The sequence below is a fragment of the Streptomyces syringium genome (genome assembly GCF_017876625.1).
GTDB lineage: Bacteria > Actinomycetota > Actinomycetes > Streptomycetales > Streptomycetaceae > Streptomyces > Streptomyces syringius.
Genome location: NZ_JAGIOH010000001.1, coordinates 4099865 through 4114757 on the forward strand (window position 1 = coordinate 4099865; position 14893 = coordinate 4114757).

Below are 14893 nucleotides of genomic sequence, written 5' to 3' on the forward strand. Positions count from 1 at the left end.
CGGGGGCCGTCAGCGGACGGCCTCCAGGACATCCGTGCAGCCGAGCATGTCCGCGATGTCGCCGAGCGCGTCCCCGCCGAGGGCCTTCAGCTCCTTCTCGCTCATCCCGAGATCGGCCATGATCTCCGGGTCGCCCAGCGGACCGGCCGGCACCGGCTCGGCGTCGCCCGAGGCGTCGTCGGCCGTGCCCTCCGGCTCGCCGTCCTCCGTGCCGTCGAGATCGACCAGGCTGTCGAGGTCGCTCTCGCTCTCCTCACGGCCCAGCAGTTCATCGGCGAGCATCGCGCCGTACGAGCTGCGGCTGGCCGCGACGGCGTCCGAGAGGTAGATGCGCGGGTCCTCCTCGCCATCCACCCGGACGAGACCGAACCAGGCGTCCTCCTGCTCGATGAACACCAGGACCGTGTCGTCGTCGACCGAGGACTCCCGGGCCAGGTCGGCGAAGTCCGACAAGGTTTCCACGTTGTCGAGGTCTGTGTCGCTCGCTTGCCACCCGTCTTCGGTGCGCGCGAGCAGTGCGGCGAAGTACACCGTGACTCTCCCACTGGTCATAGGCGGTGCCGGGCCGGACGGGGACACCACCCCGCCCACTCGGAATCGTGGCAGAAACCCGGCCGTTGCGAGAGGTCTTCCGCGCTGCGTCGTGCAGCAGTCCGAAGAGATGTGGCTCACGTGGCCCGTACGGGCGCCGGTGCGTCGCCCGTACGCCTCACCTGGCAGCCCGGACGTGTCGGGTGAGCCGCCCGCCCGTGTCGCGGGCCGTCCGGGGCCCTCCCCGTCACCAGCGGAACGTCCGCATGCGCATCTGCTGGCGCATCCGCGCCGCCCGGGCCCGGCGCGGCTGCACCCGGTCCCGCAGCTCCTTGGCCTCGTTCAGCTCGCGGAGGAACTGGGCGCGTCTGCGCCTGCGTTCCCCTTCGGTCTCCGAGCCCTCCGCCCGGTCCAGGGGCTCTGTCGGTCTCCCCGCCTCCCGGGCCTCCGGGTCCGGATCGGTTCCGCGCTTGTCACGGTCAGCCATGGGCAGCACCACCTCGCGCCGAGGTCCTCGCCCGGAGCGTCAGTCCAGGCGTACGTGCCCACTTTCCCCCTTAGTGGTGGTTTGATGCCACTGAGGCGACAGACCGTCGTCGGGCACCGGGCGGACGCTGATGCCCGAAAGCTCGGTTAATGTCGATGTCATGCGGATCCACGTCGTCGACCACCCGCTGGTGGCGCACAAACTCACCACGCTGCGCGACAAGCGCACCGACTCCCCCACCTTCCGGCGTCTCAGTGACGAGCTGGTCACCCTGCTCGCCTACGAGGCGACGCGCGACGTGCGCACCGAGCAGGTCGACATCGAGTCCCCGGTCTGCGCCACCACCGGCGTCAAGCTGTCCCACCCGCGCCCGCTCGTGGTGCCGATCCTGCGTGCCGGGCTCGGCATGCTCGACGGCATGGTGCGGCTGCTGCCCACGGCCGAGGTCGGCTTCCTGGGCATGATCCGCAATGAGGAGACCCTCAAGGCGGAGACGTACGCGACGCGGATGCCCGACGACCTCTCGGGTCGCCAGGTGTACGTGCTCGACCCGATGCTCGCCACCGGCGGCACGCTCGTCGCCGCGATCAATGAGCTGATCGAGCGCGGCGCGGACGACGTCACCGCGATCACGCTGCTGGCCGCGCCCGAGGGCGTCGAGGTCATGCAGCGCGATCTGGCGGGCGCGCCCGTCACCGTCGTCACGGCATCGGTGGACGAGCGGCTCAACGAGGCGGGTTACATCGTCCCCGGCCTCGGTGACGCGGGCGACCGCATGTACGGGACCGCCGCGGGCTGAGCGGTTCACCGGGCCGCTCAGGTCTGACTTTTCCGTGCCCCGGGCCGTTCTCGTTGCCCCCTGCGGCGGCGAGCGCCCTGCGGGCGCGTCCTCAAGCGCCGGACGGGCTCAATGCCTGTCCGGCGCTTGAGGACACAGCACAGCAGCCCGTCCGGCGCTCAGCACTTCCGCGCGGACGGCGACGGCTTCGGCGGCGCGGTCAGCTCGGCCACGGCCCGCTCGGCGTCCGCCGGCGACGACAGCTGCTTGAAGGCCGTGCCCAGGATCAGATCGATGTCCGCGTCGTCGTGCCGGCCGGCCTGCGCCTCCGTGTCGGTGAGCTGGGCGCCCACGAGCTTCAGCGCGCCGTCGGATTCCGGTCCGCCGAGCAGCAGCCCGGCCTTCGCGACCTTCTTGTCGTACGCGGCCGGGGCGTTCCCCACCTTGCCGATCTTGAAGCCGCGCTTCACCAGCTCGTCCGCCGTGGTCTTGGCGAGACCGCCGCGCGGCGTGGCGTTGTAGACGTTGACGGTGATGTCGGAGGGCTTGGGGAGTGGCTTCGGGGCCGCGGGGGCGGTGGCCGCCCGTCCCGCCGTCCCGCCGTCGGCGGGCTTGCAGTCGCCCTCGCCGCCCTTGGGGGCCGCGCGGGTCTCGGTGCTGCCGCCGCCGGAGAAGACGTCGACGAGCTGGACCGTCCCCCACCCGCCCAGACCGAGCGCGACGGTCGCGGCGACCGCGGCGAGCACGATCCTGCGGCGGCTTCGAGGGCGGCGCATGTGCGGGAACCGGCTGCCCGTGATGCGGTACTTTCCGCCCATGCCGGGAGGGGTGAGCATGCTCATGGGCGCAGCGTAGTGCGGGCCGGAGCCGCTGCCTACTAGATGATCAACGGGTTGCGGGCACCCCAACCCAAAAGGGCCAATATCGGCCGGGGGCGGGTGGTGGCGCGGGGGTATCGCGGCCGGTGCTCAGCCCAGTTCGAGTACGCGGGCGTGCAGGACCTGGCGCTGCTGGAGCGCCGCCCGCACCGCGCGGTGCAGACCGTCCTCGAGGTAGAGGTCGCCCTGCCACTTCACGACGTGGGCGAAGAGGTCGCCGTAGAACGTCGAGTCCTCCGCGAGCAGCGTCTCGAGGTCGAGCTGCTGCTTCGTGGTCACCAACTGGTCGAGGCGCACCGGGCGGGGGGCGACGTCCGCCCACTGCCGGGTGCTTTCCCGGCCGTGGTCGGGGTACGGCCGCCCGTTTCCGATGCGCTTGAAGATCACACGGAAAGCCTACCGGGCGACAGGCTCCGAGCGCAGCCATGGCGCGGTAGTGCGAAGGCGACAATCAGCCGCATACCGGGAGTGTGTATGGGCCCGCTTGTGTGACTGACAGCCCTTTTTCCTCGGATTCGGCGCGCCGGAACGTTATGCACAGGCTGTGGATGACGGATCGCGGCGCCGGGGGGAGGGGCCTTTACGGGCCTCACGTCTTCTTCGCGGCCGCGGCCCGTTTCATCTGCTGCTTGTGGGCGCGGACCTTCTCCAGCGACTCCGGGCCGGTGATGTCGGCCACCGAGCGGTGCGAGCCGTCCTCGCCGTACGGGCCCGCCGCCTCCCGCCAGCCGTCCGGCGTCACCGTGAACTGCTTGCCCAGCAGCGCCAGGAAGATCTGGGACTTCTGCTTGCCGAAACCGGGCAGCTCGTTGAGCCGCTCCAGCAGTTCCCGGCCGGTGGCGGCGTCGCGCCAGACCGCGCTCGCGTCCCCGTCGTAGTGCTCGACGAGGTACTGGCACAGCTGCTGGACCCGCTTGGCCATGGAGGCCGGATAGCGGTGCACGGCCGGTTTCTCCGCGAACAGCGCCTCCAGCTCCTCGGGGTCCTTGGCGGCGATCTCCCGCGCGTCCAGGTCGTCGTGGCCCAGCCGCCGCGCCACGGTGTACGGCCCGGTGAAGGCCCACTCCATGGGGACCTGCTGGTCCAGGAGCATCCCGACCAGGGCGGCCAGCGGGCTGCGGGAGAGCAGCTCGTCGGCTTCGGGCTGCTGCGCGAGCCGGAGCGAAGGAGACATAGGTCGATGATCCCCCGTGCCCCGGGCCGTCGCACGCGCGCGGCGCGGTGGCGCTCACGGCGGCGGGGGCGTCAGCCGGGCCGCGCGGGCGCGGAGGTAGCGGGTCTCGGGGACGCTGAGGGTGTGCCCGGCCGCCCGTCGGTAGGCGGCCCTGGCGCCTTCGGCGTCCCCCGCCTTCTCCAGCAGATGGGCGCGGACGGCGTCGAGCCGGTGGTGGCCCGCCAAGCGGTCCTCCAGCGCGTCGACTTCGGCGAGCCCGGCCCGGGGGCCGTGCACCATGGCGACGGCCACGGCCCTGCCGAGTTCGGCCATGGGCTCGGGGGAGCGGCGCACGAGGACGTCGTAGAGGGCGAGGATCTGCGGCCAGTCGGTGTCCTCGGCGCGGGCCGCCTCGTCGTGCAGCGCCGCGATGGCCGCCTGTAGCTGATAGGCGCCCGCGGGGCCCTGGGCCAGGGCTTCCTCGACCAGGGCGGTGCCCTCGGCGATGGCGCGCCGGTCCCAGCGGGTGCGGTCCTGCTCGTCCAGCGGGATCAGCTCGCCGTGCGGTCCGGTGCGGGCCCGGCTGCGGGCTTCGGTGAGCAGCATGAGCGCCAGCAGCCCGGAGACCGCGCCCTCCCGGGGCAGCAGCCGGCGTACGGCTCTGGTCAGCCGGATCGCCTCATGGGCGAGGTCCGCGCGGTGCAGCGCGGTGCCGGAGGTCGCCGTATAGCCCTCGTTGAAGATCAGGTAGAGGACCTGGAGCACGGCGGCGAGGCGCCGGTCGCGGCCCTCCGGACCCGGCTGCCGGAAGGGCTGGCCCTTGATCTTCTGCTTCGCCCTGCTGATCCTCTGTGCCGTCGTCGCCTCCGGCACCAGCAGCGCGCGGGCGATCTCGGCCGTGGTCAGGCCCCCGACGGCGCGCAGCGTCAGGGCGATCTGCGCGGGTGGGGTGAGCGCGGGGTGGCAGCACAGGAACAGCAGGGTGAGCGTGTCGTCCTCGGACGGGGCGCGGCCCTCACCGGGCGGCGGGGCGGTGAAGGCGTCCCGGGGCATGAGCGCCGCGGCGCTCTCCTCGCGTCTGCGCCGGGCCTCCTCGGAGCGCAGCGCGTCCATGAGGCGCCGGGAGGCGACCCTGATCAGCCAGCCGCGCGGGTTGTCCGGCGGGCCGGTCTCCGGCCACTGCCGCGCGGCGGCGAGCAGCGCCTCCTGTACGGCGTCCTCGGCCGGCCCGAAGTGACCGTAGCGACGCACCACCGCGCCGAGGACCTGCGGCGCGTGCAGGCGCAGCAGGTCCTCGACCTCGGTCGTACGTCTCACCCCTAGCAACCGCTTTCGTCGATGGGACGGATCACCACCGGGTACACGGGGGCGCCCGCCGGGGCCGGGCACTGGGTGACGCGTGCGGCGATCTCGGTGACCCGGTCCAGGCTCGCGCAGTCGAGCACCCAGTACCCGGCGAGCAATTCCTTGGTCTCACCGTAGGGGCCGTCGGAGATCACCGGGCGGCCGTCCTCGCCCGCGCTCACCGTGCGGGTCCGGGCCGGCTCGACCAGGCCCTGGGCGTCCACGAGCTCGCCGGATTCGGCGAGCTCGTCATTGAGCTGTCCCATGAAGGCGAACATCGTCTGCACGTCCTTCTCGCTCCAGGCCGGGCTGTGCGCGGACTCCTGGCCGCGCATCGCCTCGTAGTCGGCCTGGGTTCCCTGCACCATCACCAGATACTTCATGACTTCGCTCCCTCGGCTGCCTCGTCACCTCGTGCGGGCGACTCTCACAGGGGACGTCGTGGCCGACGACGCGTTCTCGACACCTCGCTCGCCACCTCGCGGAAAATTTCCCCGGAATCACTCTCCGGGACTACCGCGCGGTACGCAGGGGCCGGCCGCTGCCGCCTCGGTCCGGACGGCTCGGAAGGCCCGGTGGGTAGAGTTGACGGGCGCCGACGGCCGGTCCGTTCTTCGAGCGCCTCCCGCCCGGCCGCGTGCCGGGCCTCGCACGGCTTCCCCTCCCGCCCGCCCCGGCCCCGCCGACGGGGTGCGCCCGAGCACGATGAGGTTCCTCCTCCCTTGCCCTCTCCCGCACTGTCCCCCGTCGCGCGGCTGCGCGCCGTCCGCCCGCCCCGGCTGTCCCCGAAGCTCCTGCGTACCGAGGTGCTGGCCGGACTTGTGGTCGCGCTGGCGCTGATCCCCGAGGCGATCTCGTTCTCGGTGATCGCCGGGGTCGATCCGAGCGTCGGGCTGTTCGCCTCGTTCACCATGGCCGTCACCACGGCGGTGGTCGGCGGGCGGCCCGCGATGATCTCGGCGGCGACCGGGGCCGTCGCCCTGGTCATAGCCCCGCTCAACCGCGAGCACGGTCTCGGGTACCTGATCGCCTGTGTGATCCTCGCCGGTGTCTTCCAGATCGCGCTCGGCGCGCTCGGGGTCGCGAAGCTGATGCGGTTCGTGCCGCGCAGCGTGATGGTCGGCTTCGTCAACGCCCTCGCGATCCTGGTCTTCCTGGCCCAGGTGCCCGAGCTGCGGGACGTGCCGTGGGCCGTCTATCCGCTGGTCGTGGCCGGTATCGCGCTGATGGTGTGCTTCCCGAGGATCACCCGGTCGGTGCCCGCGCCGCTGGTGTCCGTCGTCATCCTCACCGTCGTCACCGTGGCCGCGGGGATCGCGGTGCCGACCGTGGGCGACCGGGGTGACCTGCCCTCCTCGCTGCCGGTGCCGGGCCTGCCCGACGTGCCGTTCACGCTGGAGACCCTGACGACCGTCGCTCCCTACGCGCTGGCGATGGCGCTGGTCGGGCTGATGGAGTCGCTGCTGACCGCGAAGCTCGTCGACGACATCACCGACACCCGCTCCGACAAGAAGCGCGAATCGATCGGCCAGGGCATCGCCAATATCGTCACCGGTCTGTTCGGCGGCATGGGCGGCTGCGCGGTGATCGGCCAGACGATGATCAACGTACGGGTGTCCGGTGCCCGCACCCGGCTGTCGACGTTCCTCGCGGGCGCGTTCCTGCTGGTGCTGTGCGTCGTCTTCGGCCCGGTCGTCTCCGACATCCCCATGGCCGCTCTCGTCGCCGTCATGATCATGGTGTCGGTCGCCGCGTTCGACTGGCACTCCATCGCGCCGCGGACCCTGCGGCGCATGCCCGCCGGGGAGATCGCCGTCATGGTGATCACCGTCGGCTGTGTGGTCGCCACCCACAACCTCGCCGTCGGTGTGGTCGTCGGCTCGATCACCGCCATGGTCATCTTCGCCAAGCGCGTCGCCCACGTCGCGGACGTCACCTCGGTCACCGACCCCGACGGCGGCCGGGTCGTCCACGCCGTGACGGGCGCGCTGTTCTTCGCCTCCGCGAACGACCTGGCGGCCCGCTTCGACTACGCCGGCGACCCGGACGAGGTCGTCATCGACCTCACCGGCGCCCGCATATGGGACGCCTCCTCCGTGGCCGCGCTGGACGCCGTCACCGCCAAGTACGCGCAGCGGGGCAAGACCGTCCGGATCACCGGCCTCGACGAACACAGTGCCCGGCTCCACGGCACGCTCAGCGGCGAGCTCGCCGCGACCGGGTGACGGGCGGCTGACGGGCTGCCGAGGAGTGGCTGACGAGCGGCGCCGGGCGCCGCTCGTGCTTGTCCGGCCCGATGTCCAGGGCAATTGCAAAGAAATTCCGCCGGGGGAGCGCGAAAACCTGTCATGGTGACAGTAGACATGGACTTTGCGCGGGGCTAGGCTTTTTCCCGTAACCGGTGTGAGCATCACCGGCACCGGCAGTGAAGCGCCGGAGGCGGGACATACGCCGCCCTCCTGGGCCGACACAAATCGGTGGAATTCGGCGCACACTGCCGACGCGGATGGTGCTCAAAAACGCCTCGGGATCCCGGTGCCGCAAGGCGCCGGGGGCTTCGACGCGTCCCAGAAAAGGTGCGAATGCCCCCAGAGAATCAACCGTCCGCCACCGATCGACTCGACGACGACGACTACCCCGCCTACACGATGGGGCGTGCCGCGGAGATGATCGGGGCCACGCCCGGCTTCCTCCGGGCCATCGGGGAGGTCGGGCTGATCACTCCGCTGCGCTCCGAGGGCGGCCACCGCCGCTACTCCCGCTATCAGCTACGTGTCGCCGCCCGGGCCCGGGAGCTCGTCGACAGCGGCACGCCGATCGAGGCCGCCTGCCGCATCGTGATCCTCGAGGATCAGCTCGAGGACGCCCTCCGGATCAATGAGGAGCTGCGCCGGACCGACCCCGAGGGCCCGCGGAAGGCCGGCGGCGGCTGACGCGGGACGCCCGACGCAGGGCGTCCGGCGCCCGCACACGCGAACGGCCGGGCGCCGACACGAACGGCCGGGACGCCGAATATCTATTGCCGCAGCCACAGAAATCAGTGCAATGCGCGGTAAGGATTTATGGCACAGCGGGCGGAGTGAAATTACTTCCCGTGCCCGGCCGCTCGCGCCGTGCTACTCTGGATTCCAGTTGCAGTTGTGGTTACCCAAGGACTTCAAGTGCGCTTCCCGGCATTCCATGCCGGAGAGTGCTCTTTCGTATTTCCGGTGCTTTCCGGCCGGGGCGATCATCACAGCGACGCGAGATCCGCACAGTGCGGGTCTCGGGCAATGCCCCGAAGGAGATATGACATGGCTACTGGCACCGTGAAGTGGTTCAACGCGGAAAAGGGCTTCGGCTTCATCGAGCAGGAGGGTGGCGGCCCGGACGTGTTCGCCCACTACTCGAACATCGCCACCCAGGGCTTCCGTGAGCTCCAGGAAGGCCAGAAGGTGAACTTCGACGTCACGCAGGGCCAGAAGGGCCCGCAGGCGGAGAACATCGTCCCCGCCTAAGCGCCCGGACGCATGACGTAGCTGGGGCCCGCACCTTGGGTGCGGGCCCCAGCTCGTTGCTTTTTCAGGGGTTCGCCCGCGGTGCGCCGCACGGGAAATCCCCTTTTCCCGGATCATGGCGGACAAACCGCCCGTGACTCCGGCCGCACAGCCCGCCCATGGTTTCGCCGTACGGCGCACAGCCGGGCGCACGCCGGTCCCGATCGAGGCGACCGGCTTCGATTTCGTCTTTTCTTCGGTTCGTTCTTGCGATCTCTGAGCGGCTCATCGCAGGCCGCCGGGAATTCCTCGATACGTGCCGTATCGAGGAAGGTTCCACTTGAACCGCACAACCCGTTCGAACGACCGTTACGCCCGCTCCGGCAAGGGCGGCTCCGCAGGCTCCGGCCGCGGTTTCCGCGAGCAGGCCCAGGGCCGGTCGGGCGGCCAGGGCCGCTCGCAGTCCTCCGGCCGCTCCGGTGGCTACGGGCGGCGCCCCGCCGCACGGCAGGGAGAGTTCGCCCTGCCGGTGACCATCACCCCGGCGCTGCCCCCCGTCGAGGCGTTCGCCGAGCTCGGCCTGCCCGCCGAGCTGCTGACGACGCTCACCGGCCTCGGCGTGACCGAGCCCTTCCCCATCCAGGCGGCGACGCTGCCGAACTCGCTGGCCGGCCGGGACGTCCTGGGCCGTGGCCGCACCGGTTCCGGCAAGACGCTGGCGTTCGGGCTGGCGCTGCTGGCCCGTACGGCCGGGCTGCGCGCCGAGCCCAGGCAGCCGGTCGCCCTGGTGCTCGTACCCACCCGCGAGCTGGCCCAGCAGGTCACCGACGCGCTCACCCCGTACGCCCGGGCGCTGAAGCTGCGCATGGCCACCGTGGTCGGCGGCATGTCGATCGGCCGCCAGGCCAGCGCGCTGCGCGGCGGCACCGAGGTCGTCGTCGCGACACCGGGCCGGCTCAAGGACCTCATCGAGCGCGGCGACTGCCGGCTGGACCGGGTGAACATCACCGTTCTGGACGAGGCCGACCAGATGGCCGACATGGGCTTCATGCCCCAGGTCACCGAGCTCCTCGACCTCGTGCGCCCCGAGGGCCAGCGGATGCTGTTCTCCGCCACCCTGGACCGCAACGTCGATCTCCTGGTCCGCCGCTACCTCCACGACCCGGTGGTCCACTCCGTCGACCCCTCCGCCGGTGCGGTGACGACGATGGAACACCACGTCCTGCACGTGCACGGCGCGGACAAGTACGCCACCACCACGGAGATCGCCGCCCGCGACGGGCGGGTGATCATGTTCCTGGACACCAAGCACGCCGTGGACCAGCTCACCACCCACCTCCTGAACTCCGGGGTGCGGGCGGCGGCGCTGCACGGGGGCAAGTCCCAGCCCCAGCGCACCCGGACCCTCGCCCAGTTCAAGACCGGGCATGTCACGGCGCTGGTGGCCACCAATGTCGCCGCCCGAGGCATCCACGTCGACAACCTCGACCTCGTCGTCAACGTCGACCCGCCGAGCGACCACAAGGACTACCTGCACCGCGGCGGCCGTACCGCCCGCGCCGGCGAGTCCGGCAGCGTCGTCACCCTGGTGCTGCCCAACCAGCGCCGGGACATGGTCCGCCTCATGGCCGACGCCGGGATCACCCCGCACATCGCCCAGGTCCGCTCGGGCGAGGCGGAGCTGAGCCGCATCACCGGTGCGCAGGCGCCCTCGGGTGTCCCCGTCACCATCTCCGCGCCGGTGGCCGAGCGCCCCAGGCGCGGCTCCTCGGCGCGCGGCCAGCGCAGCCGTCCGGCGCAGGCGCGCCGCTCCGCCGCCTCCGCCTCCGCGCGGGAGCGGTCCGGCGGCGCCGCCCAGCGCCGCACCCCGCCCCGTAACGCCGCCTGATCCCCCCGGTCCGCATCCGCTACCGGTCTTCCCTCCCACCCTGTTGAGGCACTATGCGCTGCGTCATCGCCCGCTTCCCCTTCGACCTGGTCAAGAGTGAGGTCGAGCATTCGATGAAGGGCGTCAAGCCCGAACCCGTCACGGGCCCGTCCGTGACCATCGGCCGCCGCACCTACCCCGTCAAGCAGGTGGGGGAAGTGATCACCCGGCAGGACCGGCGTGACTTCACCGCGGGCGAGGTGACCCGGGCGCTGACCCGTCTGGGCTTCACCTGCCACGATGTCCCCGCGCCGGTGCCCGCCGCCGCCCCGACCCCGTTCGAGACGGCGTCGGCCCTGCTCGGAGCGCCGCCGGTCGTCTGACGGCCGGACTCCTCATCGCCCCGGCCCGCACGGGGTGAGCACGGGGTGAAGGAGAACTCGCGGAGGAGCTCCGCTAGTTCACAGCCCGGGGAAGCGGCACGCCGCCCCCGGGCAGCGGCATGTCCGATGCCGACAGGACCCTGAGGGCCCCGGCCGGTTCCACCGGCCGGGGCCCTTCGCCGTCCTCACAAACGTCACGCGGGCACTCTGGCGTCACGTCTCCCTCAGCTCTACCTTGACCGCGGTGGGGCACTCCCATCGAACGGCTTGCCATCTCCTCGTCCGATGACTTCAGACAAGAGGTGAGTCTTGTTCCTCCGCCGCAGACGCGTCCGTCGCTCACGTCGGTTACGCGCGCTCAGCGTTGTCGCTCCGCTCCTCGGTGTCCTGGCCGTCGTCGCCGCCGGGCCCGCACGGGCGGTACCCGACACCGGCCCCCGGCCGCGCCCGCCCCTCGTCCAGCCGATCGACCCACAGCGCTGGCGCAACCCCGACGACATGACCTGGGCCGAGTACCGCCCGGTCCCCGGCACCGACTGGGCCAACCCCGACGTCAAGCCCACACAGCGCACGTTCAAGGGCGCCCTGGTGCTCCTGGACTACCCCGATGAGGAGTTCTCGGTCAGCAGGCCGCCCGGGTCCGGCATCTTCGGCAATCCGCTGCCCGCCGCCTCCAACATCCCCCGGGCGCAGGTGCCCGGGTTCTACCAGGACTTCCTGAACAAGCCCGGCACGCTCAACCGCGGTCACACCATCAACGAGTACTGGATGGAGGACTCCGGCGGCCGCGTCGGCGTCGACCTGACCGCCTTCGGCGTGTACCGCATGCCGTGGAAGTCCTACCAGTACGGCATCGAGCCCGGGATGAACCCCGGCGCCTGCCCGGTGGGGGACACCTGCGGCAAGGACATCCGCGCCGACGGCAAGCGCCTGTGGACCGCCGACGTGGGCGCCGACCGGGTCGACGACTTCGACTTCGTCTTCTACCTCACCGCCGGGGTCGACGAGTCCTCCGCCTGGCAGGAGTTCGGCCAGATGAAGTTCGCCTCCCCGCAGGACGTGCCGGCCGCCTGGGGGCCGCCGTCCCCCATCCCCGGCGGCGGGAACGCGGCCAGGACCCGCTACGTGCCGTGGACGTCCTGGCAGGCGGCCGCCCGCATCTGGCCCAACGCGGCGAACGGATCGTCCACCCAGGCCGAGAGCTCCGGCATGGCCACGTTCGCCCATGAACTCAGCCACATCCTGGGCATAGGGGACAACTACAACAACCCCTACGGCCAGCCCTTGAGCCGTGCCTACACCGGCATCTGGGGCATGCTCTCGCGCGGCTCCTTCAACGGCCCCGGGGGCCCGCACACCCGCTGGCAGGTGCCCGCCGCGGCCGGCGGCTCGATGGGCGCCCAGCACGTCCTGCGCGACAAGCTCAAGCTCGGCATCGTCGACGAGAAGAACGTCCTGCGTCTCGACCGCGACGCCCTGAAGAACTCCGGCCTCGTCGTCGCCCGCGTCACCGCCCGCTCCGCGCCACCCGGCGAGAAGGGGCTCACCGGCGTCAACATCACCATGCGCCGCGACCTCTCCCCGACGTGCGACCGGGCCACCGACCCGCTGTGCGACGGCGGCGGTTACGAGAACTACACCGTCGAAGTCGTCGACCGCATGGGCATGGACTCGTTCACCCCCGACAGCGGGGTGCTGCTGAGCAAGACCAAGAACGCGGACCGGGCCCCGTTCGTCTGGGCGGTCGACGCGCATCCGGAGGACATCGACCTGGTGGACTTCACCCGCCCCGACGGCACCCCACAGAAGATCACCATGGGCGACTACCGGCAGCTCAGCGACGCGCTCTTCCACGCGGGAGCGGACTCCGGCAGCTCCTACGAGTACGTCGACGAGGCCAACCGGCTGCACTTCTACATCCTCGACGTGCGGCGCGACGCCTCCGGCGTGCTCTCCTACGACGTCGGCGTGAAGTCCCTGGACGGCGCGGGACCGCAGAAGCGCGGGCTCGCGCTCGGCCGGGGCACGGCGAAGGGCGATCCCGCGAACGGCCGGGCCCTGTGCGTCTTCGACCTCCGCAACACCGGGCGCGCCACCTCCGCCGACCCCCGGCTGTCGTCCGACGTCTACCGGCTGTCGGCCACGGCCTCCGGGCGCGGCTGGTCCGCCTGGCTCCCCAACCGGCTCACCGCCGCCGCGTCCGGGACCACCGTCCCCGTCGGCGTCGCCGTGACCGCGAAGCCGGGGGCCGAACGGAACGGCAAGGTCGTCCTCACCGCCCGTTCGGAGAGCGACCCCGGCAGGACGGCCACGGCCACCTGCACGCCGGCTCGCGGCAGCGCGTCGGGCGGTTGAGGGCAAGGCTCGGTGGCCCGTCGGGCGATGGAGGAGGGGCTCCTGGCGGAGTCCCGGTTGCCCCCTGGGCCCGCCGCTAGGACCGCCGCCCGAAGTGCACGGTCTTCGCGGTCAGCAGGAACAGGTCCTCGCGCTTCTCGATACCCGCCGGGTCGGCCGGGTCGAGCAGCCGGTCCAGCGTCGCCAGGTCCTCCGCGTCCAAGAGCTCGTCGAGCATCTTGCGCTGCCGCTCCAGCGTGCTCCGCACCGACTGCCGCGGCCCGTCGGCCAGCGGCGCGGGGTGGTCCACGAGGAACGTCCGGCTGCGGACCCCGGTCAGCCCCGCGGCCCGCAGCATGCCGGGCCAGTCCTCGACCACCGCCACCGATCCGGGCAGCTCGTCGCGCATCCGGTTGTACCGTTCGGCCATCATCACGTCCAGCCGGGTCTGCAGCCCGGGACGGCCGAAGCCCAGGTCGCGGGGGAGCTGGCGGGCCGGCAGGCCGCCCTCGACGACGGCCAGCACACCACCGGGCTCGAGGAGCCCGGCCAGCCGGTCCAGCGCGCCCTGCTGGTCACCGACGTGGTGCACGACCTGCCCCGACCACACCAGGTCCGCCGTGCCCAGGTCGGCGAGGCCCTCCGGGAAGTCGGCCACCTGTGTGCGCAGCCGGACCCCGAGCCGCTCGGCCCGTTCCCCGGCGCGGGCCAGCAGCTCCGGTGACCCGTCCACGGCGGTGACCTCGGCCTGCGGGAAGCGTGCGGCCATCCGGCAGGCCGCGACCCCGGGGCCGCTGCCGATGTCCAGGATCCGCCGAGGCGCGAGGTCCCCCAGCTCCTCCAGGGCCTGGCGTACGTAGGGGCTGTGGGTCTCGCCCTCGAGTTCCAGCAGATCGGCCATCGCGGCCCAGTCGAAGTCCTTGTCGCTCATCGCGCGTACTCCTCAGCTCTTCCTCGGTCATGTCCGGCTCGCGACCGACTCTGCGCCCCGTCCCGCGCGATTGACAAACCTTGTTGCCATTCCTGCAATAGGGGAATGGAAGACGTGCTCGCCGCCGTTGGTACGCGGCTCAAACACATCCGCCGGCAGCGCAACTGCACCCTCGCGGCGCTGTCGCAGACCACCGGCATCTCCGTCAGCACCCTGTCCCGGCTGGAGTCCGGGCAGCGGAAGCCGAGCCTGGAGCTGCTGCTGCCGATCGCGCACGCCCACCAGGTGCCGCTGGACGAGCTGGTCGGCGCGCCGCCCGTCGGCGACCCGCGCGTGAGGCTGAAGCCGATCCGGCGCGGTGACTCGACCGTGGTGCCGCTGACCCGGCAGCCGGGCGGGCTCCAGGCGTTCAAGATGGTCATCGCCGCCACCCGCAGCACGCCCGAGCCGCGCACGCACGAGGGGTACGAATGGCTCTACGTACTCAGCGGGAAGCTGCGGCTCGTGCTCGCCGAGCACGACACCGTGCTCACGGCGGGGGAGGTCGCGGAGTTCGACACCCGGCTGCCGCACTGGTTCGGGAGCGCCGGGGAGGCGCCGGTGGAGATCATCAGCCTGTTCGGGCCGCAGGGCGAACGGATGCACGTCCGCGCGAAGCCCCACGGCGGCTGACGGCCGGTCGTCGCGGCGCGCGGCCCCGGCCGTCGCCGCGCTGAGGCCCCCGGCCAGGG

General features: G+C 71.9%; 16 protein-coding genes. 8 read left to right on the forward strand and 8 right to left on the reverse strand.

The genetic code is table 11. The features are described from left to right. Positions 1-9: 9 nt before the first annotated feature. Both JO379_RS18205 and JO379_RS18210 read right to left on the reverse strand, forming a co-directional pair. Complete coding sequence (locus JO379_RS18205; protein WP_130878805.1) at positions 10-531, reverse strand: tRNA adenosine deaminase-associated protein; 522 nt, start codon at positions 529-531, stop codon at positions 10-12. Between the two features lie 247 nt (positions 532-778). Beyond that, the gene (locus tag JO379_RS18210; RefSeq protein ID WP_130878425.1) at positions 779-1018 is read right to left on the reverse strand and encodes a hypothetical protein; all 240 of its coding nucleotides are present in this window, start codon (positions 1016-1018) and stop codon (positions 779-781) included. 160 nt (positions 1019-1178) lie between these two features. Here JO379_RS18210 and upp point away from each other — a divergent pair, with 160 nt between their 5' ends. After that, on the forward strand, positions 1179-1817 hold the full coding sequence (gene upp, locus JO379_RS18215) for a uracil phosphoribosyltransferase (RefSeq protein ID WP_130878424.1): 639 nt from the start codon (positions 1179-1181) through the stop codon (positions 1815-1817). A gap of 158 nt (positions 1818-1975) precedes the next feature. Here upp and JO379_RS18220 read toward each other — a convergent pair whose 3' ends face one another. From JO379_RS18220 to JO379_RS18240, 5 genes are all read right to left on the reverse strand, one after another. Then, the gene (locus JO379_RS18220; RefSeq protein WP_209515860.1) at positions 1976-2638 is read right to left on the reverse strand and encodes a LytR C-terminal domain-containing protein; all 663 of its coding nucleotides are present in this window, start codon (positions 2636-2638) and stop codon (positions 1976-1978) included. Positions 2639-2764: 126 nt separating this feature from the next. Further along, positions 2765-3061 (reverse strand): type II toxin-antitoxin system VapB family antitoxin, encoded by a 297-nt coding sequence (locus tag JO379_RS18225; RefSeq protein WP_003986294.1) that lies wholly within the window; start codon positions 3059-3061, stop codon positions 2765-2767. A gap of 202 nt (positions 3062-3263) precedes the next feature. Further along, positions 3264-3848, reverse strand: a complete 585-nt coding sequence (locus tag JO379_RS18230) for an HhH-GPD-type base excision DNA repair protein (protein WP_130878422.1) — start codon at positions 3846-3848, stop codon at positions 3264-3266. Positions 3849-3902: 54 nt separating this feature from the next. Then, complete coding sequence (locus JO379_RS18235; RefSeq protein WP_209515863.1) at positions 3903-5144, reverse strand: RNA polymerase sigma factor; 1242 nt, start codon at positions 5142-5144, stop codon at positions 3903-3905. A gap of 2 nt (positions 5145-5146) precedes the next feature. Beyond that, a complete protein-coding gene (locus tag JO379_RS18240; protein ID WP_130878420.1) occupies positions 5147-5554 on the reverse strand; it encodes a YciI family protein in 408 nt (135 codons plus the stop codon). Between the two features lie 339 nt (positions 5555-5893). Between JO379_RS18240 and JO379_RS18245 the strand changes: the two genes are divergently transcribed. The 6 genes from JO379_RS18245 to JO379_RS18270 all read left to right on the forward strand — a co-directional run bounded on the left by JO379_RS18245 (position 5894) and on the right by JO379_RS18270 (position 13252). Next, entirely contained in the window at positions 5894-7396 is a 1503-nt protein-coding gene (locus tag JO379_RS18245) for a SulP family inorganic anion transporter (RefSeq protein ID WP_130878419.1), read from the forward strand. 357 nt (positions 7397-7753) lie between these two features. Then, on the forward strand, positions 7754-8104 hold the full coding sequence (locus tag JO379_RS18250) for a MerR family transcriptional regulator (RefSeq protein WP_130878418.1): 351 nt from the start codon (positions 7754-7756) through the stop codon (positions 8102-8104). A gap of 360 nt (positions 8105-8464) precedes the next feature. Next, positions 8465-8668 (forward strand): cold-shock protein, encoded by a 204-nt coding sequence (locus JO379_RS18255; protein ID WP_018536328.1) that lies wholly within the window; start codon positions 8465-8467, stop codon positions 8666-8668. A 319-nt stretch (positions 8669-8987) separates the two neighbouring features. Next, positions 8988-10535: a DEAD/DEAH box helicase gene (locus tag JO379_RS18260; RefSeq protein ID WP_209515866.1), complete on the forward strand. Its 1548-nt coding sequence runs from the start codon at positions 8988-8990 to the stop codon at positions 10533-10535. 53 nt (positions 10536-10588) lie between these two features. Beyond that, positions 10589-10897, forward strand: coding sequence for an SCO5918 family protein (locus JO379_RS18265; protein ID WP_130878416.1), 309 nt, complete (start codon positions 10589-10591; stop codon positions 10895-10897). A gap of 309 nt (positions 10898-11206) precedes the next feature. Continuing rightward, a complete protein-coding gene (locus tag JO379_RS18270; RefSeq protein WP_130878415.1) occupies positions 11207-13252 on the forward strand; it encodes a M6 family metalloprotease domain-containing protein in 2046 nt (681 codons plus the stop codon). Positions 13253-13328: 76 nt separating this feature from the next. On the opposite strand, the gene JO379_RS18275 is transcribed toward JO379_RS18270, so the two are convergent. Beyond that, positions 13329-14162, reverse strand: a complete 834-nt coding sequence (locus tag JO379_RS18275; protein WP_209515869.1) for a class I SAM-dependent methyltransferase — start codon at positions 14160-14162, stop codon at positions 13329-13331. A gap of 105 nt (positions 14163-14267) precedes the next feature. Between JO379_RS18275 and JO379_RS18280 the strand changes: the two genes are divergently transcribed. Continuing rightward, positions 14268-14834 carry a helix-turn-helix domain-containing protein gene (locus JO379_RS18280; RefSeq protein ID WP_130878413.1) on the forward strand — a complete coding sequence of 189 codons (567 nt, stop codon included), beginning with the start codon at positions 14268-14270 and terminating at the stop codon, positions 14832-14834. Positions 14835-14893: the final 59 nt, after the last annotated feature.